This window comes from Pseudoalteromonas sp. HF66 (assembly GCF_011806445.1).
In the GTDB taxonomy this organism is placed as follows: domain Bacteria; phylum Pseudomonadota; class Gammaproteobacteria; order Enterobacterales; family Alteromonadaceae; genus Pseudoalteromonas; species Pseudoalteromonas apostichopi.
In genome coordinates this window covers 283661-308933 of sequence record NZ_JAATOU010000002.1, presented here as the reverse complement: position 1 = coordinate 308933, position 25273 = coordinate 283661, and the positions used below count along the sequence as shown (strand labels likewise).

The 25273-nt window shown below is 41.2% G+C and carries 23 protein-coding genes and 2 tRNA genes; 20 read left to right on the top strand and 5 right to left on the bottom strand.

Features of this window, described 5'->3' with window-relative positions:
• Positions 1–79 precede the first annotated feature (79 nt).
• From yceD to HCZ11_RS04180, 14 genes are all read left to right on the top strand, one after another.
• Positions 80–604, top strand: a complete 525-nt coding sequence (yceD, locus tag HCZ11_RS04245; RefSeq protein ID WP_130051614.1) for a 23S rRNA accumulation protein YceD — start codon at positions 80–82, stop codon at positions 602–604.
• A gap of 10 nt (positions 605–614) precedes the next feature.
• Entirely contained in the window at positions 615–785 is a 171-nt protein-coding gene (gene rpmF / locus HCZ11_RS04240; RefSeq protein WP_036967969.1) for a 50S ribosomal protein L32, read from the top strand.
• Positions 786–796: 11 nt separating this feature from the next.
• Positions 797–1825: a phosphate acyltransferase PlsX gene (gene plsX / locus HCZ11_RS04235; RefSeq protein WP_054554712.1), complete on the top strand. Its 1029-nt coding sequence runs from the start codon at positions 797–799 to the stop codon at positions 1823–1825.
• A 70-nt stretch (positions 1826–1895) separates the two neighbouring features.
• On the top strand, positions 1896–2822 hold the full coding sequence (gene fabD / locus HCZ11_RS04230; protein ID WP_167657743.1) for an ACP S-malonyltransferase: 927 nt from the start codon (positions 1896–1898) through the stop codon (positions 2820–2822).
• 11 nt (positions 2823–2833) lie between these two features.
• Positions 2834–3580 (top strand): 3-oxoacyl-ACP reductase FabG, encoded by a 747-nt coding sequence (gene fabG, locus HCZ11_RS04225; protein WP_130051612.1) that lies wholly within the window; start codon positions 2834–2836, stop codon positions 3578–3580.
• Positions 3581–3818: 238 nt separating this feature from the next.
• A complete protein-coding gene (acpP, locus tag HCZ11_RS04220) occupies positions 3819–4055 on the top strand; it encodes an acyl carrier protein (protein WP_016707440.1) in 237 nt (78 codons plus the stop codon).
• Positions 4056–4172: 117 nt separating this feature from the next.
• Positions 4173–5411 (top strand): beta-ketoacyl-ACP synthase II, encoded by a 1239-nt coding sequence (gene fabF, locus HCZ11_RS04215; RefSeq protein ID WP_054554715.1) that lies wholly within the window; start codon positions 4173–4175, stop codon positions 5409–5411.
• 57 nt (positions 5412–5468) lie between these two features.
• Complete coding sequence (gene pabC / locus HCZ11_RS04210; protein ID WP_167657742.1) at positions 5469–6281, top strand: aminodeoxychorismate lyase; 813 nt, start codon at positions 5469–5471, stop codon at positions 6279–6281.
• Positions 6278–7255, top strand: a complete 978-nt coding sequence (gene mltG, locus HCZ11_RS04205) for an endolytic transglycosylase MltG (protein WP_167657741.1) — start codon at positions 6278–6280, stop codon at positions 7253–7255. The genes pabC and mltG overlap by 4 nt, the downstream gene beginning before the upstream one ends.
• Before the next feature lie 18 nt (positions 7256–7273).
• The gene (tmk, locus tag HCZ11_RS04200) at positions 7274–7900 is read left to right on the top strand and encodes a dTMP kinase (protein WP_167657740.1); all 627 of its coding nucleotides are present in this window, start codon (positions 7274–7276) and stop codon (positions 7898–7900) included.
• A 1-nt stretch (position 7901) separates the two neighbouring features.
• The gene (locus HCZ11_RS04195) at positions 7902–8795 is read left to right on the top strand and encodes a DNA polymerase III subunit (protein WP_167657739.1); all 894 of its coding nucleotides are present in this window, start codon (positions 7902–7904) and stop codon (positions 8793–8795) included.
• Positions 8796–8803: 8 nt separating this feature from the next.
• Positions 8804–9130, top strand: a complete 327-nt coding sequence (locus HCZ11_RS04190) for a PilZ domain-containing protein (RefSeq protein ID WP_054554720.1) — start codon at positions 8804–8806, stop codon at positions 9128–9130.
• A gap of 13 nt (positions 9131–9143) precedes the next feature.
• Positions 9144–9923, top strand: coding sequence for a TatD family hydrolase (locus HCZ11_RS04185; RefSeq protein WP_167657738.1), 780 nt, complete (start codon positions 9144–9146; stop codon positions 9921–9923).
• Between the two features lie 35 nt (positions 9924–9958).
• Positions 9959–11779 carry an alkaline phosphatase D family protein gene (locus tag HCZ11_RS04180; protein WP_167657753.1) on the top strand — a complete coding sequence of 607 codons (1821 nt, stop codon included), beginning with the start codon at positions 9959–9961 and terminating at the stop codon, positions 11777–11779.
• On the opposite strand, the gene HCZ11_RS04175 is transcribed toward HCZ11_RS04180, so the two are convergent.
• Together HCZ11_RS04175 and rsmF are read right to left on the bottom strand one after the other, a co-directional pair.
• On the bottom strand, positions 11776–12591 hold the full coding sequence (locus HCZ11_RS04175; RefSeq protein WP_167657737.1) for a polysaccharide deacetylase family protein: 816 nt from the start codon (positions 12589–12591) through the stop codon (positions 11776–11778). The genes HCZ11_RS04180 and HCZ11_RS04175 overlap by 4 nt on opposite strands.
• Positions 12592–12902: 311 nt before the next feature.
• Positions 12903–14342, bottom strand: a complete 1440-nt coding sequence (gene rsmF / locus HCZ11_RS04170; protein WP_167657736.1) for a 16S rRNA (cytosine(1407)-C(5))-methyltransferase RsmF — start codon at positions 14340–14342, stop codon at positions 12903–12905.
• Between the two features lie 281 nt (positions 14343–14623).
• On the opposite strand from rsmF, the gene HCZ11_RS04165 reads away from it, so the two are divergent.
• The 5 genes from HCZ11_RS04165 to prpF all read left to right on the top strand — a co-directional run bounded on the left by HCZ11_RS04165 (position 14624) and on the right by prpF (position 21319).
• Entirely contained in the window at positions 14624–15328 is a 705-nt protein-coding gene (locus HCZ11_RS04165; protein WP_130051604.1) for a GntR family transcriptional regulator, read from the top strand.
• 84 nt (positions 15329–15412) lie between these two features.
• Positions 15413–16288 carry a methylisocitrate lyase gene (prpB, locus tag HCZ11_RS04160; RefSeq protein WP_130051603.1) on the top strand — a complete coding sequence of 292 codons (876 nt, stop codon included), beginning with the start codon at positions 15413–15415 and terminating at the stop codon, positions 16286–16288.
• Positions 16289–16312: 24 nt separating this feature from the next.
• Positions 16313–17437 carry a 2-methylcitrate synthase gene (gene prpC / locus HCZ11_RS04155; protein ID WP_130051602.1) on the top strand — a complete coding sequence of 375 codons (1125 nt, stop codon included), beginning with the start codon at positions 16313–16315 and terminating at the stop codon, positions 17435–17437.
• A gap of 117 nt (positions 17438–17554) precedes the next feature.
• Positions 17555–20146 (top strand): Fe/S-dependent 2-methylisocitrate dehydratase AcnD, encoded by a 2592-nt coding sequence (gene acnD / locus HCZ11_RS04150; RefSeq protein ID WP_130051601.1) that lies wholly within the window; start codon positions 17555–17557, stop codon positions 20144–20146.
• 3 nt (positions 20147–20149) lie between these two features.
• Positions 20150–21319 (top strand): 2-methylaconitate cis-trans isomerase PrpF, encoded by a 1170-nt coding sequence (prpF, locus tag HCZ11_RS04145; RefSeq protein ID WP_167657735.1) that lies wholly within the window; start codon positions 20150–20152, stop codon positions 21317–21319.
• Between the two features lie 29 nt (positions 21320–21348).
• Here the strand turns inward: prpF and HCZ11_RS04140 are convergent, their stop codons facing one another.
• A complete protein-coding gene (locus HCZ11_RS04140) occupies positions 21349–22257 on the bottom strand; it encodes an ABC transporter substrate-binding protein (RefSeq protein WP_130051599.1) in 909 nt (302 codons plus the stop codon).
• 195 nt (positions 22258–22452) lie between these two features.
• Here HCZ11_RS04140 and HCZ11_RS04135 point away from each other — a divergent pair, with 195 nt between their 5' ends.
• A complete protein-coding gene (locus HCZ11_RS04135) occupies positions 22453–24399 on the top strand; it encodes a glycoside hydrolase family 97 protein (RefSeq protein WP_167657734.1) in 1947 nt (648 codons plus the stop codon).
• Between the two features lie 489 nt (positions 24400–24888).
• Here HCZ11_RS04135 and HCZ11_RS04130 read toward each other — a convergent pair.
• Positions 24889–24965, bottom strand: a tRNA-Val gene (locus tag HCZ11_RS04130).
• A gap of 196 nt (positions 24966–25161) precedes the next feature.
• A tRNA-Val gene (locus tag HCZ11_RS04125) sits at positions 25162–25238 on the bottom strand.
• Between the last annotated feature and the right edge of the window lie 35 nt (positions 25239–25273).

The following is a 25273-nucleotide window of genomic DNA, read 5'->3' as shown; positions in this document are numbered from 1 at the left end:
GCAGAAGATCGTTAAAAACCTATCAAAATTGGTTTTTTACTTTGACTAACTTACTAACTATCTATATGATGCAGCCCCTATGCAAAAGGTGAAAATTCCCATCACTCTTCATCCCAGCAAAGCAGCTCAACATCGTTTAACGTATGACGGTATTGTTCCGCTTGAAAAACTTTCTCGTTTAGAGCAAGTTGTGCAGGAAGAAGTAGGTGAAATAGCGGTAAAGATTCATTGCAAAATTGATGAGCAAGGTTTAGTGGTAATAAGTGGAAACTTATCAACACATGTAACTGTAACTTGTCAACGCTGTAATGGTGAATTAGGGTTGGATTTGGATCAAGACTTTGTGTATTCGCCAGTTGGTTTGGATGCAGAGTCAGATCATCTTCCTGAAGGCTACGATGAAGTAGAACTGGACGAAAACGGTGAAATCAACGTATTTGAGTTAATCGAAGACGAATTGATTTTAGCGATTCCAATAGTGCCTACACACAACGAAGCTTCGTGCAGTTATTCATCAGAGCCTACTAGCTTTGGTAAATTAGCAGCAAAAGATGACAAACCAAATCCATTTGATATTTTGAAACAACTTAAGAAAGATTCTTAGGAGAAGACTAATGGCTGTACAAAAAAGCAAAAAGTCTCGTGCAAGACGCGGCATGCGCCGTTCACACGATGCGATCAGTGGTCCAACTTTAACTGTAGATCAAGTTTCTGGTGAGACTCACCGTCGTCACCACGTAACTGCTGACGGTTACTACAAAGGCGTTAAAGTAATTTCTAACTAAGAGATTGCTATATGCTGACCAATCTAACCATAGCGTTAGATATGATGGGGGGCGATTACGGCCCCCGTTCATCTATCCCCGCTGCCGTGCAAGCGGTAAATGCTAATACCAACTTAAGACTCATCTTATGTGGTAATCAGCAAGTTATTCTAAAAGAACTCGAAGCACTCGATTCTGTTTCGCACCCTCGTTTAATTATTCGTCATTGTAGCGAAGTCGTGACAAATGCGTGTGAACCTGCTTCAGCGGTTCGTTCTAAAAAAGATTCATCAATGCGAGTTGCCCTCGATTTAGTCAAGTCGGGTGAAGCGCAAGCGTGTGTAAGCTCTGGAAATACAGGCGCGTTATTTTTTATGGCGCATTACGTATTAAAGATGCTTCCAGGCGTAAAACGTCCTGCATTAATCTCTGCCGTTCCAACCGAACGTAAAAACCCAGTCTATTTACTTGATTTAGGTGCTAATGTGCATTGTGATGCACAAACTCTTTATCAATTTGGCATTATGGGTTCTGTGGTAGCAGGGCAGGCTCTTGGCTGTGATAACCCAAGAGTTAGTTTATTGAATATTGGCTCTGAAGACATCAAAGGGCATGAAGGAATAAAACAAGCTGCACAGTTAATGCAGCAGTGTGAATATCTCAACTACACTGGTTACAGTGAAGGTAGTGATATTTTCAGCGGAAAAGCCGATGTTATTGTGTGCGAAGGATTTGTAGGTAATGTGGCATTAAAAACCTGTGAAGGTATTGCCAAACTGATCATGCACAAACTCACCAAAGCCTTACACAAACATTTCTTATACAAAAGTTTAGCGTTTTTATTACGTCCGGTGATAAAAAAACTCTACAAGCGGGTGAACCCCGACCAGTATAACGGCGCAAGTCTGGTAGGATTGCGCGGTATTGTTGTTAAAAGCCATGGCAATGCCTCACCGAAGGCGTTTCATGCAGCTATTGATGAAGCCGCGCGGGAAGTCGAACGCCAACTCCCTGAAAAAATCGCTGCGATTTTTGAGCAAACACATCCAACAACAAAGTAGTGCAGCATATCTAAAACTTGTTATGCTGCCTGCTACAGAATATTTTTTTGTTTAATTATAAGAGCAAAGTATGGCACATAAAATTGCACTCGTATTTCCAGGTCAAGGCTCACAAACTGTGGGCATGTTATCTGAACTATTAGCTGATTCACAGATTGCTAAAGCAACATTCGCTGAAGCATCTGAAGCTCTTGGCTATGATCTAGCTGCACTTGTACTAAATGGTCCAGAAGAAGAATTAAATCAAACCCATCGTACACAACCAGCACTTTTAACTGCTAGTGTAGCTATTTACCGTCAATGGTTAGACGCAAACCCTGATGCCGATGTTGTGATGGCCGGTCACAGTTTAGGTGAGTATTCAGCATTAGTTTGTGCTGGCGTTGTAAGCTTAAGCGAAGCCGTTAAACTAGTTGAAAATCGTGGTTTATACATGCAAGAAGCAGTACCTGCGGGTGTTGGTTCTATGGCTGCAATCATCGGCTTAGGTGACGACGAAATTAAAGCAGCGTGTGAAGCATCAGCAAATGGCGAAGTTGTTTCACCAGTAAACTACAACTCACCAGGCCAGGTTGTTATTGCCGGCCATAAAGCGGCAGTTGAGCGTGCATCAGAAGCATGTAAAGAAGCAGGTGCTAAACGTGCTTTACCACTTGCAGTAAGCGTACCTTCTCACTGTGAACTAATGAAACCAGCTGCTGAGAAATTAGCTGCTGATTTAGCTGCTTTAACATTTAATACACCTAAGTGTGATGTAATCAACAACGTTGATGTAAAAGCAGAGCAATCAAGTGAAGCAATTAAAGATGCATTAGTACGTCAACTATACAGCCCAGTTCGCTGGACTGAAACAGTACAAGCATTAGTTGCGCAAGGTATCACACAAAGCTATGAGTTTGGCCCTGGTAAAGTACTAACGGGTCTTGCAAAACGAATTGATAAAGCAATGGTATGTGCTGCGGTTAATACGCAAGCTGCTATTGATGAAGCGAAATAAGTAGGAATAGAATGACAAATTTATTTTCTCTTGAGGGCAAGGTTGTCCTAATCACTGGTGCAAGCCGTGGTATTGGTAAAGCGATTGCAAATACGCTAGTTGCACAAGGTGCAAAAGTAGCGGGTACAGCAACAAGTGAATCAGGTGCTGCTAAAATCAGTGAATACCTAGGTGACAACGGTAAAGGTTATGCTCTTAACGTTACAGATCCTGAATCGATTGAGGCGACACTTGCTGCGATCAAGGCTGATTTAGGTGATATCGATGTATTAGTTAACAATGCAGGTATCACTCGCGATAACTTATTAATGCGTATGAAAGACGGTGAGTGGGATGACATCATCGACACTAACCTAAGCTCAATTTTCCGTTTATCTAAGGCTGTTTTACGCCCTATGATGAAAAAGAAAAATGGCCGTATCATTAATATCGGTTCTGTAGTGGGCACTATGGGTAATGCGGGGCAAGCTAACTATGCTGCAGCGAAAGCGGGTGTAATTGGTTTTACTAAGTCATTAGCACGCGAAGTTGCATCACGTGGCATCACTGTAAACGTTGTTGCACCTGGTTTTATCCAAACAGATATGACAGATGAGCTGACTGAAGACCAAAAAGCGGCTACGCTTGCAAATGTACCTGCAGGACGTTTAGGTCAACCTGATGAAATTGCTGCTGCGGTATGTTATTTAGCATCTGACGCTGCTGCGTATGTTTCAGGCGAAACATTGCACGTAAATGGCGCGATGTACATGGTCTAATGAAAGTTGGCAGAAATTTGCTAACGAAAGATTATCGAAAATTGTTGAATTTTTTGTGATCTTGCTTTAAACATACTTGAATTCGCTATGAAAATAAGCGATAAATGAACAAATACTATTCGAGAGGTTTGACCAGATAAGTAATTATCAGCAAATCCTTGAATCACAGAATTATGCGGCGTAAACTACGCCGCAATCTGAAAATAACGCATTGGCGTTTTTAATAAAGGAAAGAAGAATGAGCGACATCCAAGAACGCGTAAAGAAAATTATCATTGAGCAACTAGGTGTTAAAGAAGAAGAAGTAAAACATGAAGCTTCTTTCGTTGATGACCTAGGTGCTGATTCACTTGACACAGTAGAACTAGTAATGGCTCTTGAAGAAGAATTCGACACTGAGATCCCAGACGAAGAAGCTGAAAAGATCACTACAGTTCAAGCTGCAATCGATTACGTTACAGCTCACGCTGAGTAATTTTACGCATTTTGATTTTAAGGGCAGCATTAAGCTGCCCTTAGTCTATCTGAAGAATGATACTAATAAATTTGGTATACACCCCACCTAAAATAATTTCCTTATTGGAGGCAACCCGTGGCTAAACGTCGAGTCGTCGTAACTGGCTTAGGAATGTTGACACCGCTAGGTAATGATGTTGAATCTACTTGGCAAGGTTTGTTAAACGGTAAAAGTGGTATTCAAACTATCACGCATTTCGATACCTCAAGTTTCGGCACCAAATTCGCAGGTTTGCTGAATGACTTTGATGCATCAGCATACATGTCACCGAAAGATGCAAAGAAAATGGATTTGTTTATCCAATATGGCATTGCAGCGGGTGTACAAGCACTACAAGATTCTGGTCTAGAGATCACTGAAGAAAACGCCACCCGTGTTGGTGTAGCAGTGGGTTCTGGCATCGGTGGTTTAACTTTAATTGAAGAAAACCACATTAAACTATTAAATAGCGGCCCGCGAAAGCTTTCTCCGTTCTACGTGCCTTCGACCATTATCAATATGATCTCTGGTCATTTATCGATTATGCACGGCTTACGTGGTCCAAATATTTCAATCGTTACAGCCTGTACTACAGGTCTACATAACATTGGTCATGCTGCGCGTATGATTGCATACGGCGATGCAGATGCAATGGTAGCCGGTGGTGCTGAAAAAGCATCGACACCAATTGGTATGGGTGGCTTTAATGCAGCACGTGCATTATCAACCCGTAACGATGATCCACAAGCAGCATCACGCCCTTGGGATAAAGACCGTGACGGTTTTGTTCTTGCTGATGGTGCAGGTGTTATCGTACTGGAAGAATATGAGCATGCTAAAGCACGTGGCGCGAAAATCTACGCTGAGCTCGTTGGTTTTGGTATGAGTGGTGATGCATATCACATGACATCTCCACCTGAAGACGGTGCAGGCGCAGCACTGGCGATGGAAAATGCCCTAAACGATGCACAAGTTAATGCAGACCAAGTTGGCTACATTAATGCTCACGGAACATCGACTAATGCAGGCGATAAGGCAGAAACATCAGCCGTTAAAACTATTTTTGGTGATGCGGCGAAAGATGTGATGGTAAGTTCATCGAAATCAATGATGGGTCACTTGTTAGGTGCTGCTGGCTCGGTAGAGTCGATCATTACTATCTTGTCACTTGTTGATCAGAAAGTAAGCCCTACAATCAACCTTGATAACCCAGATGAAGGCTGTGATTTAGACTATGTACCGCACACTGCACGTGACGCTAAATTGGATTACGCTCTATGTAATTCATTTGGTTTTGGTGGTACTAATGGCTCGTTGCTGTTTAAAAAGGTATAATTCTTTTTAACAACGGACTAAAAAGAAGAGCCCAGTTGTTTAACTGGGCTTTTTTGTATGAATAAATTAAAACAAACAATAAAAATAACCACACCAGATACCAGTATAAGCACGCAAGATCGTGGCTTAAATTATGGTGACGGCTTTTTTACCACAGCCTCTGTGGTGAATTCTGTCGTTGAGCACTGGGACTTACACAAAGCGCGATTAGAAGAATGCGCGCAAAGGCTATTTTTCCCCGAGTTAGATTTACCTGCAATCGAGCGTAGGGTTAACCAGGCAATCAGTGAAACGCAAGCGGGTATTTTAAAAGTAGTTATCACCCGAGGTGCAGGTGGGCGTGGTTATGGCTTACCAGATACACCAAGTATCCAAGTGCTGATCAGTGTAATGCCTGCAGTTTCACACTATAAAAGTTGGCAGCAGCAGGGCGTAAGCCTAGCAGTTAGCGACGTTAAACTTGCACATCAACCTTTACTTGCAGGCTTAAAAACATTGAACCGTTTAGAGCAAGTACTTATCAAAAGACAAATGAACCCCCTTGAGTGTGATGACGTTGTTGTACTTGATTATGATAACAATGTGATTGAGTGCTCGGCTGCAAATATTTTTGCCATTAAAGACGGTCAAGTTATGTCACCTAAGTTAAACCGCTGCGGTATCACTGGGGTTTATCTCAGCGCTTTATGTGATAAGTTAGCCATTGAATTTAAAGCAATCCAACTAGATGAGCTTTTAGCTATGGATGCCGTATTTATGTGTAATAGTTTAATGGGCGTGGTTCCCGTTGCACGGATTACTGATACAGAATTTGATATTGAACGCAGTAAAGCGCTATTAACGGCGCAGTTTGCCAAGGAGAATGTGTGATAAAAGTCATTGTTAGCGTGCTGCTATTAGCATTGCTATGCTGTGGTATTGGCTATCAACAGCTTCAATCAGCAATGAAAATGCCGTTAAAGGTTGAAAACAGTACTTTATTTAAAGTAGAACGTGGTACTGGGTTCAATCAACTTTGCCAAGCATGGCAAGCAAAACAGTGGGTTGATAGCTGCTTTAAATTTCAGGTGATCGCTAAATTAGATCCTACGCTTACTGATCTAAAAGCGGGTCTTTATGAACTTGATACAAGCGCTGTGATTGATAATATCCGCCGCATTAATCAAGGTGCACAAGTAAGCTTTAGCTTCACAATTATTGAAGGACAGCCTCTTCGTGACGTCGTTGCCAATATCCAAAAGCAAGTGCATTTAACACATGACTTAGATACAAAAAATTTAGCGACGCAGATAAGTAACACGCAAAAAAATTTAGAAGGCTGGTTGTTCCCTGATACCTATCACTACCACAGTGGAGATAGTGCCAGCGGCTTATTAAAACGTGCTTATAGTAAAATGCAGCAGGAACTAGAATCTGCGTGGCAAAATAGAGCATCAGATTTAGTGTTAAGCTCACCTTATGAAGCTCTAATACTTGCTTCTATAATTGAAAAAGAAACCGGTTTAGCCAGTGAACGGCCATTAATTTCTGCAGTTTTTACCAATCGTTTAAAAACAAATATGCGCTTACAAACAGATCCCACTGTTATCTATGGCATTGGTGCTGATTTTGATGGCGATATCAAACGCAAAGATTTAACGACGTATACACCGTATAACACTTATAAAATAAAAGGCTTGCCGCCAACACCGATTGCTATGCCTTCGAAAGCGGCGTTGCTTGCAGCGGTTAATCCACCACAGTCTGAATTTATATATTTTGTTGCGAAAGGGGATGGTAGTCATCAATTTTCGAAAACATTACAAGAACATAATCGTGCGGTAAAGCAGTACCAATTAAACTAACAACCAGAATTGAGTCATATGACAGCAAAATTTATTGTGATTGAGGGCCTTGAAGGGGCTGGGAAATCAACGGCTATTGCCGTATGCCAAGCTTATTTAGAAAATAAGCAAGTCGATTTTATAAATGTACGTGAGCCTGGCGGCACAGCAATGGCTGAAGAGCTACGTAGTATCGTCAAACAGGCTCATCAAGAAACGGTTACAGGCGAAACTGAGTTATTAATCATGTATGCAGCACGCTCGCAATTAGTTGCTAATGTTATTAATCCGGCACTTGAAAAGGGCACTTGGGTGTTAGGTGATCGCCATGATCTTTCATCACAAGCATATCAAGGTGGTGGTCGTGGTATTGAACAAACTAAACTCTCTTTTTTAGCTGATATGGTGCTAAATGGTTTAAAGCCTGATTTAACCATTTATTTAGACATTGACCCTGCAGTTGGGCTTGCTCGTGCAAAAGGGCGTGGTGAGCTTGATCGTATTGAACAAGAAGCATTAGGCTTTTTTGAGCGCACGCGAGAACGTTACCTTGAAATTGCAAGCACTGACAACAGCATCAAAACAGTGGATGCTAATAAAACAATGCCTGAAGTGCATGCGGCAATTACAAAGGTGCTTGATAACTTTTTTGCAGGTTTAAGCTAATATGCATTTGCCATGGCTTGAAGGTCTTTATAAGCAGCTAGCGCAAAGCTTTGCACAGCAACGCTTTCATCACGCACAATTATTTAATGGTGATAAAGGTGTAGGCAAACAACGTTTAGTCGATTCGCTTGCCGATGGCTTACTATGTGCGTCGCCTGTAAACTTAAAAGCCTGTGGTAATTGCAAAAGTTGTCAACTGAATCAAGCGGGTACCCATCCAGATAAACGTGTTGTTAAAGTAGAGGGGCAGACGATAGGGGTTGATGAAATTCGTTTAATAAGTGACTTTATCAATCATTCAGCCGCTCAAAACGGTAATAAAGTTGTGGTACTTGAACAATGTCACAAAATGACCACTGCAGCGGCTAACGCCTTATTAAAAACTCTTGAAGAGCCTAGTTTACGCCGCTATTTATTATTAACGTGTGAGCAAACGGCATTATTACCAGCAACTATTTTAAGTCGCTGTGCAGTTCATGAAATAAAAGTTAACCCAGAATATACAACACAATGGTTAGCTCTTTTAAATATCCCTAATTATTCATGGTTAGAATTATTCGCTAGGCAACCACTACTTGTTGAGCAGTGGCAAAATGATAATCAACTTGAGGCAATCGATTCACTTTTTAAATTTGCAACTGAGATAAAAGACAGCCATAATTTCAGTGCGTTAGTCGACATCCTTAATAAAGACCATAGCTTGGTTAATGTATTTGCGTTGTTTTTAACAGAGCATCTCAAGACGCAATTGGTGTTAGGAATGGACTTTTTCAATTATCAGAAAGCACAATCTGCAATCTCAGAGTTTCTTTATAATAGCTCACATGTGCTTGGCTTGAATATGGAACTAGCCATTTCGCAACTAGCGTTTACTTTACGGGAAAGCCAAAATTAGGAAGTATCGTGCAAGAATTATTAGTAGATATTGAAGACTTAGAAGAATTATATCGCTGTTACATGCCTTATTTAAAAAATGGTGGTTTATTTGTTCGCACTAATATGCGTTTTGAAATGGGCCATTCATTAGCTCTAAAAGTCACCTTACCAGATGCACTAGAAGATGATGTAGTAACGGGGAAAGTTGCTTGGATAACACCACAAGGTGCACAAAGCTCAAACCCACCAGGTATCGGTGTTAACTTTATCGATGATAAAACCAATTTGAATGCTAAAATCGAAAAACTACTCGGTACTATGTTAAACTCAGGCAATCCGACCTATACCATGTAATAAAAGTAGTACCATGATTGTAGATTCTCATTGCCATTTAGATCGCCTAGATTTCGATAAACTCGACCTAAACTTAGACCAAGTACTTGATAACGCCCGCGCAAAGAAAGTTGAACACTTCTTGTGTGTCAGTGTGACCTTAGATCAATTCCCAAGTATGCTGGATAAAATACTAAACTATCCAGATGTTTCTGCATCATGTGGTGTTCATCCACTTGATCAAAAAGACGCACTGGATAAACAAAAGCTCATCGACCTAGCTAGTCACGACAAAGTAGTAGCAATTGGTGAAACTGGGCTTGATTACTATTACTCAAAAGACACACATATTGTTCAGCAAGAAAGTTTTGTTGGTCATATTGACGTTGCTAATGAGCTTAATAAGCCACTAATTATCCATACTCGTGATGCCAGAGAAGACACCATCAATTTAATGCGCGCTCACAATGCGGAAAACTGTGGTGGTGTATTGCATTGCTTTACAGAAAACTGGGAAATGGCCAAAGAAGCCATTGATATGGGCTTTTATATTTCGATTTCGGGCATTGTTACATTTAAAAATGCCGTAGAGTTAAAAGACGTTGTAAAGCAAATTCCGCTAGATCGCTTACTAATCGAAACAGACTCACCGTATTTAGCACCTGTGCCATATCGTGGTAAAACAAATCAACCAGCCTATGTTGAAGATGTCGCTTACTACATTGCCGAGTTAAAAGGGCTTACTTTTAACGAATTAGCTGAAGCAACAACCAACAACTTTTACTCGTTGTTCAATCAAGCTAAAAGGGCGTAATAGTGTACGGCGTATCGAATTTACCTCAGTTAGTAATGGGGCCAATGGTACGCCGAGCAGATGCAGGGCGAGTGTGCTTTCAATTTGTTACATCTAGGCCTTGCCAATACCGAATAGAGTTTAGCGGTGTTGAGACATTCTCGAATTTAGAGTCAATCCAATTAGGGCTCCATCTTCACTTAAATTTTATCAATGTAATGCCCGCCAGCGGCCAGTTTGCAGTTGATTCACTGATCTACTATTCGTTACATGATGAAGATAAAAGCCTTGATTTGTCGTCTTTCTGCTATGAACGAGCAGAATCTCCTGCATTTGTGATCCCAAATAGACTCGATAGAATTCTGCATGGCTCGTGTCGTAACCCTCATCACCCTGCAAAAGACAGCCTTGTTGCTGCAGATAATTGGCAAAATGATCAGCGCCAGTCACTTAATGCAGGTGCTGACCTATTATTGTTATCTGGCGACCAAATATATGCGGATGATGTAGCCGGGCCAATGCTGCTCGCGATCGAAAAAGTAATTAGCCTATTTGGTGTGTTTCAAGAGCCAGCGCTTGATTTAGATTTACCAGCAGGATTTGAGCAGCAACTTTACCAGCGCCATTTACACTTACCCAAAGTACCTTGGCAGAAACGGAGTAAATTTGGTGTTGGTTATTGGCTTAAAAAAGATGAGCCACACTTCTCAAGCTTAAAAGCTGAAAACCACTTAATTCATTTTCAAGAATTTATAGCGCTTTATTTATTAAACTTCAGCGCTGTTACTTGGCAGCTAATTGATTTTGAATCAATTGAATGCCCAGCATTAGCCCCTAAATACGCAAATCTTTTTAAACTCGAAAAGGACGCACTGGTTGGCTTTGCAAAGGGTCTTCAAAGCGTTGAAAGGTTATTCGCCAATGTGTCGACATTAATGATGTTTGACGATCATGATGTCACCGATGATTGGAACTTAACCGCGGGTTGGGAGCAAGCTATTTATCAGCACCCATCTAGCCGTCGCATTGTAAATAATGGCCTAATTAGTTATTGGTTAATGCAGGGGATTGGTAATGACGCAGGTGATAACTCGCTGTCATTATTACCCAGTTTTAAACAAAGCCTGCAGCAACAGAGCTGGAATTTTAAAGACTTTGATAAGCTAATACTCAATTTTAACCATTGGCATTACGAGCTTAATACCATTCCTAAAGTTGTAGTACTCGATACCCGAACGCACCGATGGCGTAATGAACAAAATTTCAATGAGCCATCAGGTTTACTTGATTGGGAAAGGCTCACTGAATTAGAAGAAAGCTTATTGTCTCACGATAAAGTGATTATCGTATCTCCAGCTCCAGTATTTGGTGTGAAATCAATTGAAGCAATCCAAGCGATTTTTAATTTTTGCGGGCAGCCATTGTTGGTTGATGTTGAAAACTGGATGGCTCACGAAGGATCGGCAAAAAAATTGCTCGATACATTTCGCCGTGAAGACACACCAAAGGAAACCCTGATCCTCTCTGGTGATGTACATTACTCATTTTGCTTTTCAGTGCAAAAGCGCTTTGGTAAACATAAAAACCGTATTTGGCAGTTGACTGCCAGTGGCATTAAAAATGAATTCCCTCGTAAGCTTATTAATATCCTCGATAAGCTAGACTCAATTTTGTATGCCCCGAAAAGCCCACTTAACTTTTTTACTAAACGTTGGCAGATGGAAGTTGATAAACATCAAACCATAGGAGAAGGGCAAAAGTATTTGGTCAGTAATGCGGCTATCAGCTTAATTGAGCTCAACGATGGTTTACTCGCTAAATATGAACTGATCCACGCTGACAACCAAATTACTGAATTCGATTTAAACAATAATTAATCGAATGCTTTGCGGTTCGCCTCAACATAGTCGGCAACATTACTTACCGTATCTAACCAAAAACCATTTTTAGGGTCTTGTAGATAAACAATAAGCTGCTCTAGTACTTTACTGTCGGTGGTGTACTGATCTCGCTTACCTATATTGTGGCCTGCAAGAATGATCCAGCTATTGTTGCTTCGGTGTTGCTCTATGGTTTTTTTGATCTCAGCGAATGTTTGCCCATCAATGGGTAAACTAGTTAACTGCGAAAAGTCAGTAAAGTTTGGATTATTCGCTGTTTCATCAAGCCAAGTTCTACCGGTTTTAAAATGCTTGGCTATTAATGGGACATAGCTTCTTGTATTGGCACCACGCCCAACAAAAGTATTTCCACAAGGGTACGCAAAAGCGGTTGGTGTCACGTTAAGTGTGGCTTTTATGTAATCCTGTCCTTTAAGGATATCTTGCTCCATTTCTTTTAATGTAACTTGTTCAAGTGATACGCCGAGTTCACGAAGCCATTCAAAGTTACCCGTACACAAATGGCTTGCCGTATGATTAGCAATTTCGTGACCTGTTTTAACTGCCATTTGCCACTTTTCAACACGTTCTTTTACGTTAAAAGGAGATACATAAAATGTCGCTTTTACTTGGTACTTGTTTAAAAGCGCTAAACCGGTATCGACTTGGCTATGTCTTGCATCATCAAAAGTGATACTGACGGCATTTTTAGCCTTATTAGGGTAGTCAAAGCCTAGGTAGTCATTGCTTTTTGCCAGAGTTTGGCTGCTTATTAAAAGTGGTAGTACGACGCACAGGGGTTTAAGCATAATCAATCCTTTATCATTGTTTTTACAATGAAATCAAAAAGGGTGATGCTTTACCATGCGACTTTTGAATAAAAAAACGCCCAGAACGAATCCGCATTGTTCTGGGCTTAGGGGGTGGCTCGTGCGAGCCTGCGCTAACTATAAAAAAACACCTTCTAAATTCAGTAGGGAGAAGTAGAAAGTACTTTTAAGTGTAGTTAATCAGCAGGAAATTGCACGGTAAATGTACAAATTTTATACTAGTTTAAAATCAGTCTGTTACGGCTTTTTACCTAAATTAGTACCTTATTTATACAGGCATTATGCGCAACTTATACCCAAGTTATCAACTGAGCATTTTGGACTAAATCACGAGGTAGTGAGTTTTTAATTTTATTCTTTTGCCACTTGCCAAGGCCTACAGGGCATCCACATAACATTAAGATCACTTCACCATTATCTTGGGTTGGTTTTTCGAGTCGAATATCTTTACCGTTAAAGTAATCGTTTGCTTGTGCTTGTGTCATCTCAAAGGTGTTTTTATCGCATTTTTGTCCAAATACAGTGGCAAATTCATGAGCTAAGCGAACTCCGCCTTTGTGAATAACACCAAGCTGGATCCCTAATCGGGAGTATTTAATTTTATCTTGCAGTTCATTAAAGCGATCAGGGAATAACCAAAGCTCTTTATCACGTTGCATTAAATTCCCTGGTAGTGATTTTAGACCGAACTGTTTTTTAATTGTTTGCATAAACGCTTGGCTTTGCTTTTTATCAAACTCAGCAAACGGAAATACGCCTTTTTTAACTTTTTGATTTGGGTTATCGCTTGACGCTATTTTCTTAAATTTAGCGATGAAGAAACCTTCACTGTCGTAAGTTTGCGGCCAAACATGCAAATAACCTTCGCTGGTTGTTGCTTTCTCTGCACCATCAAAAAGGCTATCAAGCGATTGTACTTCGATGCAATCAGGAAATTCTGCTAATAGATACTCACACACTTGTTGGTTTTCAAGTGGTGTTAAAGTGCAGGTCGAATAAACTAATGTGCCGCCAGGTTTTAAGGCATAAAAGGCACTTTTGATAAGGGCTTTTTGTACAGCAGCAATATCAATATTAGACTCGATTGACCAATTCTTTAGGGCATCTGCATCTTTACGAACCGTGCCTTCACCTGAACACGGGGCGTCTAGCAAAATACTGTCGAAGCACTCATACATGTAATCCCCGAATATGACACCGTCAAAATGTGATAAAGCACAATTACCTACGCCCATACGTTTGAGGGTTGCTGCTAATACTTTTAAGCGTGACGATGACAACTCATTGGCCACTAACACGCCATTATTATCCATCATGGCAGCGATTTGTGATGTTTTCGAGCCCGGAGCTGAAGCCATATCAAGTAAAGCATCGCTTTGTTTAACTTCGGCTCTCAGTGCAACCGGCGGCAGCATTGAGCTGGCTTCTTGCACATACATAGCGCCACTTAAGTGTAAATCGGTATTACCGATTGCAAGGGCCTCTTCTTCGTCACTTGGACGTGTTAGCCAGAAGCCTTCTTCGCACCATGGGATCGCTGTTAACTCCCATCCTTTATTGGCACATTGATGCTGAAATTCTGCGACTGACATTTTTAATGTATTTACGCGAACAGATCGTCTAAGTGGGCGTCGACAGGCTGCAATAAAGTCGTCTAATGATAAATGTTCAGGAAGGTAGCTTTTAACATCATCAATAAATGAGTCAGGGATATAAGTATTAGCGTCCACTAAATGGCTCTCACGTCACGTAATAATTGGTAGATCATACCATTTATAGCGCTTTCATGGGATATTTTTAGCTTGTTCAGGTTAATATTGAAGTGTCGACAAATTGGCAATATAAATGTTGTTTATAGCCATTATTTTTGACAAATATCATTTTATGTCGACATTTTGGTGTTTTTTTAGTCTATTTTGCTGATATCGAGGTTGACACTTTTCATGTTAGAGCGCATAGTGAACTTACAAATTGTCGACAATCCTAATTTAGTACTTTGATAGACTTATTTATGACAGAGCAAAAAGCCAACGATAACTACAACGATATCACGATCACAACTGCATCAGACCAAGTGTTTGTCGACATGCGTCGTGAAATTGTACAAGGCACCATTGAGCAGGGTAGCAAAATTTCTGAGCCAGAATTAGCGAAACGCTATGGTGTAAGTCGTGCCACCTTAAGAGAGGCATTAAATCGTTTAGAAAGCTGTTATTTGGTAGAGCGTAAAGCGAATGTCGGTTGTCGTGTTGTAGCACTGACTGCTGAGCGTTTAATCGAAGTATATCAGGTACGTAGTGCTCTAGAAGGGCTGGCTTGTCGGTTAGCTGCCGACAACATGGAACCTGAAGAAGTGCAGGGTTTAAAGCAGTTATTGAACCAGCATTTACAAACACAGCGTGTAAAAGAAGGTGAATCATACTACCAAGAAGCGGGCGACCTTGATTTTCATTATCGCATTATTAAAGGCTCTAAAAACGCGCACCTAATTCATCTTTTATGTAATGAGTTGTACCAGTTAATTCGTATGTACCGTGTACAAATGGGTATGGTTGGGCCACGTGTATCAAAAGCATTTGATGAACACTTGGCAATTATCAATGCTATTGAAAACCATGACGGGGAATTAGCAGAAATGCTTATGAAGCGCCACATAAGTGCGTCTCAGGCAAATATTCAGACTAAGTTTGACTTACTAGCAGCAAAAAAACAGTAGTGCAGTCGTTAAACAGTCATAATTTAGATTTAAAAATTAGATTCAGCCAAAGAGCTGAAACCGTTCAAAGATAGGAGTTATCCAATGTCAGCAGGATTAAAGTTCAAACAGGCAATCGCAAACAATAAGCCACTACAAGTGGTTGGCACCGTCAATGCGTACTGCGCAATGATGGCAGAAAAAACAGGTCACCAAGCACTTTACCTCTCAGGTGCAGGTGTTGCTAACGCATCATACGGCATGCCAGATTTAGGTATGACAAGCTTAGATAACGTACTTGAAGATATTCGTCGAATTACCAGCGCTACCGACTTACCACTTCTAGTTGATGCTGATACAGGCTGGGGTGGTGCATTTAATATTGCACGCACAGTGAAAGAAATGACTAAGGCAGGTGCTGCAGGTTTCCATATTGAAGACCAAGTTGCACAAAAACGTTGTGGTCATCGCCCTAATAAAGAAATCGTGTCAAAAGATGAAATGGTTGACCGTATTAAAGCTGCGGTAGATGCGAAAACTGATAGCGATTTTTACATCATGGCACGTACTGATGCATTCCAAAAAGAAGGTTTAAATGCGGCCATTGATCGCGCTGCTGCATGTGTTGAAGCAGGTGCCGACGCAATCTTTGCAGAAGCTGTGCATGATTTAGCCGACTACCAAGCATTTGCTAAGGCGTTAAATGTTCCAATTCTTGCGAACATCACTGAGTTTGGCCAGACACCGCTATATACAGCTGAGCAATTAAGCGAAGTGGGTGTTGAAATTGTACTTTATCCACTAAGTGCATTTAGAGCTATGAACAAAGCTGCACTTAATGTGTATTCGTCTATTCTTAGCGAAGGCTCGCAACAAAGCCAAGTAGACAACATGCAAACACGTGCGGAATTATATGAGTTTTTAGATTATCACTCATATGAAAACACACTCGATAACCTTTTCTCAGCTAAAAAATCATAACGACAAAATATAAGGAGAACACTCATGGTAGATAAAGCATTAGGCGGCGCAGGTTTACGTGGTCAGGTAGCAGGTGAAACAGCACTGTGTACAGTAGGTAAATCAGGTTCAGGTTTAACATATTGTGGTTATGATATTAGCGAATTAGCAGAGAAAGCACAGTTTGAAGAAGTATCTTTTTTACTGTCGCGTGGTGAATTACCAACAGAGTCTGAGCTTACAGAATATAAAGCAAAGCTAAAATCACTACGTGGTTTACCAGATGCACTAAAAACAGTGCTTGAGAACATTCCTAAAGACGCGCACCCAATGGATGTAATGCGTACTGGTTGTTCAATGCTAGGTAACCTAGAAATGGAGCATGATTTCTCTGAGGCGAATGATGCGATTGACCGCCTAGTTGCCGTATTCCCAAGTATTATTTGTTATTGGTATCGCTTTAGCCATGACGGCGTTCGGATTGAAACTGAGACTGATGATGATTCGGTAGGCGCACATTTCTTAAATTTATTGCACGATAAAGCGCCATCGGCATTATTTGAGCAAGTAATGAATGTCTCATTAATTCTATACGCAGAGCATGAGTTCAATGCATCGACATTTACTGCGCGTGTATGTGCATCAACATTGTCAGATATTCACTCTTGTGTAACGGGGGCTATTGGTAGCTTACGTGGTCCATTACATGGTGGTGCTAACGAAGCGGCTATGGATATGATTGAAGGCTTTACAAGTGCAGATCAAGCTGAAGAGGCGCTAATGGGTATGCTTGAACGTAAAGACAAGATTATGGGCTTTGGTCACGCTATTTACCGTGAATCAGATCCACGTAACGTGATCATCAAAAAATGGTCTGAAAAACTGGCTGCCGAAGTGGGTGATGATGTTCTCTATCCTGTCTCTGTTCGCTGTGAAGAAGTTATGTGGCGTGAAAAGAAATTATTCTGTAATGCTGATTTCTTCCATGCATCTGCGTATCACTTCATGGGTATTCCAACTAAGTTATTTACGCCAATTTTCGTGATGAGTCGTGTAACTGGTTGGACTGCACACGTGAAAGAGCAACGTGCTAACAACCGTATTATTCGCCCAAGTGCTGATTATACGGGACCAGAAGCGCGAAGCTATACGCCAATTTCAGAGCGCTAATCGTTAATTAAATCAGTGATAGGGGTAGCTTAGCTGCCCCTTTATGAAGGGGCGTAAGAATAATAAAAATAATCAGCCCACCTTTATTCACCGTCACCAAGTACAAGTAGAATCATCATGAATACAAATTTTAGAAAACCATTAGCAGGCACTGGGGTCGATTATTTTGATACTCGCGCTGCTGTTGATGCAATTAAACCGGGCAGCTATGCCACACTTCCTTATACATCACGTGTCCTTGCCGAAAACTTAGTGCGTCGTTGTGAACCTGAAATGCTTAATGATGCACTTTCGCAATTGATTGAAAGAAAACGTGATTTAGACTTTCCATGGTTTCCTGCACGCGTAGTATGTCACGATATCTTAGGTCAAACAGCGTTAGTTGATTTAGCCGGCCTTCGTGATGCGATTGCTGCAAAAGGCGGCGATCCTGCAAAAGTAAATCCTGTGGTACCAACTCAGTTAATTGTTGATCATTCATTAGCTGTTGAACACGCAGGTTTTGAGCCAGATGCCTTCGAAAAAAACCGTGCTATTGAAGACCGTCGGAACGATGACCGATTCCACTTTATTAATTGGACGAAAACAGCATTTAAAAATATTGATGTGATACCGCCGGGTAACGGCATTATGCATCAAATTAATTTAGAGAAAATGTCGCCTGTGATCCAAAAACGTGACGGTGTGGCTTTCCCAGATACACTGGTTGGTACAGATAGCCATACACCAATGGTGGATGCACTAGGTGTTATTGCAGTCGGTGTAGGTGGTCTTGAAGCTGAAAGCGTGATGCTTGGCCGCGCATCTTACATGCGTTTACCTGATATTGTGGGGGTTGAGCTGACAGGTAAACCACAACCGGGTATTACTGCAACCGATATTGTATTAGCGATCACCGAATTTTTACGCAATGAAAAAGTCGTTTCGACCTATCTTGAATTTTATGGTGAAGGTGCCGAGGCACTGACACTGGGTGATAGAGCAACTATCTCAAATATGACACCTGAGTTTGGTGCAACTGCTGCGATGTTCTACATCGATGACAATACGCTTGATTACTTACGTTTGACTGGCCGTGAAGAAGAGCAAGTTAAGCTAGTCGAAATCTATGCAAAAGAAACTGGTCTTTGGAGTGATAGTCTAAAAACGGCAGAATATGAGCGTGTATTAACCTTTGATTTGTCATCTGTAGGTCGAAATATTGCGGGTCCATCTAATCCACATCGCCGTGTTGCAACCAGCGAACTTGATAAAGCGGGTATTACTGGTGTTGTTGAAAATGAAGAAGGCTTAATGCCTGATGGCGCGTGTATTATCGCAGCAATCACAAGTTGTACGAATACAAGTAACCCACGCAACGTTATTGCTGCAGGTTTACTTGCACGTAATGCCAACGCCAAAGGTTTAACCCGTAAGCCATGGGTTAAAACATCACTGGCACCGGGCTCTAAAGCGGTGAAATCTTATCTAGAAGAAGCTAATTTGTTACCTGAGCTTGAGCAACTTGGCTTTGGTATTGTTGCCTTTGCATGTACGACGTGTAACGGCATGAGCGGTGCGCTAGATCCAAAAATTCAGCAAGAAGTAATTGACCGTGATTTATACGCAACAGCTGTACTTTCGGGTAACCGTAATTTTGATGGTCGTATTCATCCATATGCAAAACAAGCATTCTTAGCTTCACCGCCACTGGTTGTTGCTTATGCCATTGCTGGTACTATTCGTTTTGATATCGAAAAAGATGTATTAGGGCATGATCAGGAAGGTAACGAAATTCGCCTAATGGATTTATGGCCAAGCGATGAAGAAATTGATGCAGTGATCAAACAAAGTGTTAAACCTGAGCAGTTTAAAAAGGTTTATGAGCCAATGTTCGACTTAAGTGTTGATTATGGCGAAGACAACGATCCGCTTTATCAATGGCGTCCACAAAGTACTTATATTCGTCGACCACCATATTGGGAGGGGGCGTTAGCAGGTGAGCGTTCTCTTACTGATATGCGTGCATTAGCCGTACTAGGCGACAACATCACCACTGACCACTTATCGCCTTCAAATGCGATTTTAGCGTCAAGTGCTGCTGGTGAGTACCTAGCTAAAATGGGCCTTCCTGAAGAAGATTTTAACTCGTATGCTACTCACCGAGGCGACCATTTAACAGCGCAACGCGCTACATTCGCCAACCCTAAGTTACTGAATGAAATGGTTAAAGAGAATGGTGAAGTAAAGCAAGGTTCATACGCTCGCATTGAACCAGAAGGTAAAGTGACTCGTATGTGGGAAGCAATCGAAACCTACATGCAGCGTAAACAACCGCTTATCATTGTGGCAGGTGCCGATTATGGCCAAGGCTCATCACGTGACTGGGCAGCTAAAGGTGTACGCCTTGCAGGTGTTCAAGTTATTGCAGCCGAAGGTTTTGAACGTATTCACCGCACTAACCTGATTGGTATGGGCGTATTACCGCTAGAATTTAAAGCCGGCACGACACGAACTACATTAGGTATTGATGGTAGTGAGACCTTTAGCGTGAAAGGTGAGCCAACACCTGGAGCTACGCTTACACTTGTTATTACACGTTCTAACGGTGAAACTGAAGAAGTACCTATGACTTGTCGTTTAGATACCGCTGAAGAAGTATCAATCTATTCAGCAGGGGGCGTGCTGCAACGTTTCGCGCAGGATTTCTTAGAATCTGAGGAGCACTAAACTATGACGTTTAAACCACAAATAAAGGTGCCAGCAACCTATATGCGTGGCGGTACCAGTAAAGGGGTGTTCTTTAACTTAACTGATTTACCTGAGCCTGCCCAAGTGGCAGGTGAAGCACGCGACAACTTGTTATTACGTGTGATTGGTAGCCCTGATCCTTACCAAAAACAAACTGACGGTATGGGTGGTGCAACCTCAAGTACGAGCAAAACTGTAATTTTATCGAAAAGTGATAAACCTAACCACGATGTTGATTATTTATTTGGTCAAGTTGCTATCGATAGAGCGTTCGTTGATTGGAGTGGTAACTGCGGTAATTTAACCTCAGCAGTAGGGGCTTTTGCAGTATCTAATGGTCTTGTAGATGCCAGTAAAATTCCTGAAAATGGCATTGTTGAAGTTAAAGTATGGCAAGTCAATATAAGTAAAACCATAATAGTACATGTGCCAATTACCAATGGTGAAGTGCAAGAAACCGGTGATTTTGAGCTTGATGGCGTGACATTTCCTGCTGCAGAAGTAAAACTTGAATTTATGGACCCAGCAGACGGTGAAGGCGCATTATTTCCAACAGGTAATTTAGTTGATGAACTTGAAGTTCCGGGTATTGGTATGTTGTCTGCGACGATGATCAATGCGGGTATCCCAACTGTGTTCATCAACGCCAGTGAAGTTGGCTATGATGGTACAGAGCTTCAAGAGGCAATAAACGCTGATGCATCGGCACTTGAAAAGTTAGAAACGATTCGCGCCTACGGGGCGTTGAAAATGGGGCTAATTTCTCATCTTGATGAAGCTAAAGCTCGCCAACATACACCAAAAGTAGCATGGGTTGCACCGGCAAAAACCTATCATGCATCAAGTGGTAAAGTTGTCAGTGATACTGATATTGATTTAGTGGTACGCGCTATGTCGATGGGTAAATTGCACCATGCCATGATGGGCACGGCTGCTGTTGCTATAGGTACCGCTGCTGCCATTCCTGGTACCTTGGTGAACCTTGCTGCAGGTGGTGGTGAGCGTCAGGAGGTAAATTTTGGTCACCCTTCTGGCACATTAAAAGTGGGTGCTGCTGCAACACTTGTTGATGGTAATTGGCAAGTCACAAAAGCAAGTATGAGTCGAAGTGCTCGAGTGCTTATGGAAGGGTGGGTTAGAGTGCCGCAATAGAGCACAATACTTTCAAAATAAAGCGGCGTTTACGCCGCTTTATCGTTTGCGTAGCATTGTTGTTTCATTCCTTGTATAAACTCGTCAAACTTGCCGCTGGCTTGCATCAACTCAATTTCATCATTTAAGTCTTTTAAAACCTTTTGCCAGTGTGGTGTTGATTTACTGACAGAATAATACAGTGGTTTGTATTCAAGTTTAGGTTCTAGCGCTACGAGTGATTCTAGCATTTGCTGTTTACCATTCATTGATAATTCAGACTTATATATGCTTGCTTTTAGTACCTCAAGGTCTGCCACAATCAAGCTGACTCGATTACTTAGTAAAAGGTGGATTAACTGGTATTCATTATTTGCGACGATTGTATCGATCTCTTTATTATCAATCATGGCATCTAATTCTTTAGTGTTTTTATATGAACGGACCACACCAATAGGTAGGTCTTTTACTGAATTTAAATCACCATTAAATGGAATTTGATTTCCTTTTAATGCAACGAATGATAAATCACCTCCAGGAATAGCATGACTCAAAGCGAGTAAATCGTTGCGGGTTTTGTTGAGAAAATTATCAGATACCACATTGTCTTCGATGAAGTATTCCGGAAAGAGAATGTCAGCTCGGCCTAATTCAGCCTCTCTAACAGCACGTGCCCAAGGGTAAAAACTAATATGTACGCCATAGCCTTTCTCTAATAGGGAGCCCACTGTGAATTGGAATAACCAACCTTTGTTACATAGGTTTTCATCAATATAGGGAGGCCAATCTAAGGTTACTAGTTTTAAAACATGATTTGCATCTAGGTTATAACCATAACCACCGTTAAAACGAACAGCTTCTTCAGTCGCTATTTCGCCATTTTTTTGAAAGCTGACAGCCGTTAGGCCTGCAAAGGCTTGAAATGAAGCAAATAATAAAAACACGGTCAGTAGTTTCATAAATTGTCTAAGTTTTTGTTATTTAAATAAAGCTTAGTCTTTTGTAGTAAATATACAACCAATTAACTGTAACATTATTTACTAGGCTAGTGCGTTTTTCGATCACTGCACACATAAATGGGCTAGAATGACAAAACAATCAATTTGTATTATGATATTATTTAGTGGGTTTTTTGCAGCTTAAGGACAACAATAATGATAAAATCAAGTATCTATATTTCACTGCTAGTAAGCTCTTTGCTTGCTCACGCACAACTACCGCTTAGTCTTACAAGTCCTGATGGACAATTAACACTGAAGCTTGAAGAACAGCAAAACCAAATTGTTTATAGTGTAACTTATGGCAAGCAAGTATTTTTGGAACCATCTCAGCTTGGTTTAAATACTAACCTTGGCGACCTTTCACAAAGTTTAAAATATAAGAGCCATACAACGGCTTCTATAAAAGAGAGTTATAAGCTGCATAATGCAAAGGCGAGTGAAATAAACTACACCGCGAACACCTTAAAAGTACAGTTTGAAAACAAAGATGGTAGAGTGCTTGGTGTGCAGTTTAATGTTTCTGATCACGATGTTGCATTTCGTTACCAAGTCACGGGTGTTGAAACAGATACCCGAATCAAGGTGCTATCTGAATTTAGTGCTTTTAATTTACCCGACGATGCAACTACATTTATTAGCCCGCAAGCCTTACCTGAAACAGGCTGGATGCAAACAAAACCAAGTTACGAAGAGCCTTACACCTTTAATGAAGCTCTTGGCACACCGTCAGCGAATGGCGTGGGGTATACCTTTCCTGCTTTATTTAAAAATAGCGATAAAGGTTGGCTTTTAATTTCTGAAACTGGTGTAGATAGCCATTATGTAGGCTCAAAATTGAGCGAAGGCACGAAAGACGGTATTTATCGAGTTTCATTTCCTCAAGCCGGTGAGAATAATGGTATTGGAGCAACCTACGCAGCTATGTCTATGCCTGCAATGACTCCTTGGCGTACTATTACTTTAGGGACCAGTTTAAAGCCTATTGTTGAGTCAACAGTCGCATTTGATCTGGTTAAACCGCTTTATCAAGCAAATCAAGAATATACTATGGGGCGCTCAACATGGAGCTGGATCGTATGGCAAGATCCAAGTATTAACTATGACGACCAAGTAAAATTTATAGATCTCGCTGCATATCTAAATTTTGAATATGTATTAATCGATAGTGGTTGGGATCAAAACATTGGTCGTGACAGAATGGCTAAATTAGTCGAATACGCCAATAGTAAAGGCGTTGATGTTATATTGTGGTACAACTCAAATGGCTGGTGGAATGATGCACCACAAACACCAAAGAATAGAATGAATACCGCGCCTATAAGAAGAAATGAAATGGCTTGGCTACAAAGCATTGGCGTTAAAGGCCTTAAAGTTGACTTTTTTGGTGGCGACAAACAAGAAACTATCAAACTTTATGAAAATATTTTAACGGATGCTAATCAGTACGGTTTAGTGATCACTTTTCACGGCAGTACCATTCCGCGTGGTTGGGAAAGAATGTATCCTAACTTCGTCACATCTGAAGCGGTTCTAGCATCGGAGAACCTTGTTTTTCATCAAAATTCGTTAGATTTACATGCCTATAACGCGACAATTTTACCGTTCACCCGTAATGCTATCGGCGCTATGGATTTTGCCCCAGTGTTTTTAAACAAACGCTTATCTCAAGATCAAACAGTCGGCACTATTCGTAAAACCACAGATACATTTGAACTGGCAACAGGTGTGCTTTATCAATCACCTGTGCAACATTTTGGCCTGACGCCAAATAACCTTGCAGAACAACCTCAATTTGTTATTGATACTTTAAAGGCGATGCCAACGGTATGGGATGAAACACGTTATATCGCTGGCCAGCCAGGTCAAGATGCAACTATCGCAAGGCGTCATCAGCAAACATGGTGGGTAGCAGCTGTGAATGGTGAAAATAAAGCCAAAACATTAGATATCGATTTGCCTATGTTAGCGGGCAAAAAAATCACCCTGTTGTTTGATAAAAAAGATGGCAGTGCTGGTACTAAGCAAGTCACAGTAAGTAACAGTGGTAAGTTAACCTTAAACTTATTAGCTCAAGGTGGGGCAATGATTATTGGTCGCTAAATGTAAGTTTATAGGTGATGAAAAAAGCCAAGTATAAAAAAGCGAGCAGGTTGCTCGCTTTTTTATACCTTTATTTGCTTTGTTAAATTAGACGTGGGTCACAGAGAGCTGGGATGCGCTAATAAACTGAGCTACAGGATATTTTAAATAAGAAAAAATAGAATTGGTACGACCGAGTAGATTTGAACTACTGACTTTTGGACCGGGCCATTAAGAGTGGTAGTGCTCTAATCAACTGAGCTACGGGATATTTTAAATAAGGAAAATAGAATTGGTACGACCGAGTGGATTCGAACCACCGAATATGGAGCGGGTCGTAGAGAGCGGTAGTGCGCTAACCAACTGAGCTACAGGATATTTTAAATAAGAAAAAATAGAATTGGTACGACCGAGTAGATTTGAACTATTGACCTTTGGACCGGGCCATAGAGAGCGGTAGTGCGCTAACCAACTGAGCTACGGGATATTTTAAATAAGGAAAAATAGAATTGGTACGACCGAGTGGATTCGAACCACCGACCTCTACCATGTCAAGGTAGCGCTCTAACCAACTGAGCTACGGTCGTACTGAAATAAAAATCAAGATTGGTACAACCGAGTGGATTCGAACCACCGACCTTTGGACAGGGCCATTAAGAGTGGTAGTGCTCTTTCCTTTAGTTATACCTAAATCATGGTACAACCGAGTGGATTCGAACCACCGACCTTTGGACCGGGCCATTAAGAGTGGTAGTGCTCTTTCCTTTGGTTATACCTAAATCATGGTACAACCGAGTGGATTCGAACCACCGACCCCTACCATGTCAAGGTAGTGCTCTAACCAACTGAGCTACGGTTGTATTTTGATTTGAATAGTTGTTAGCGTGGCTAAACA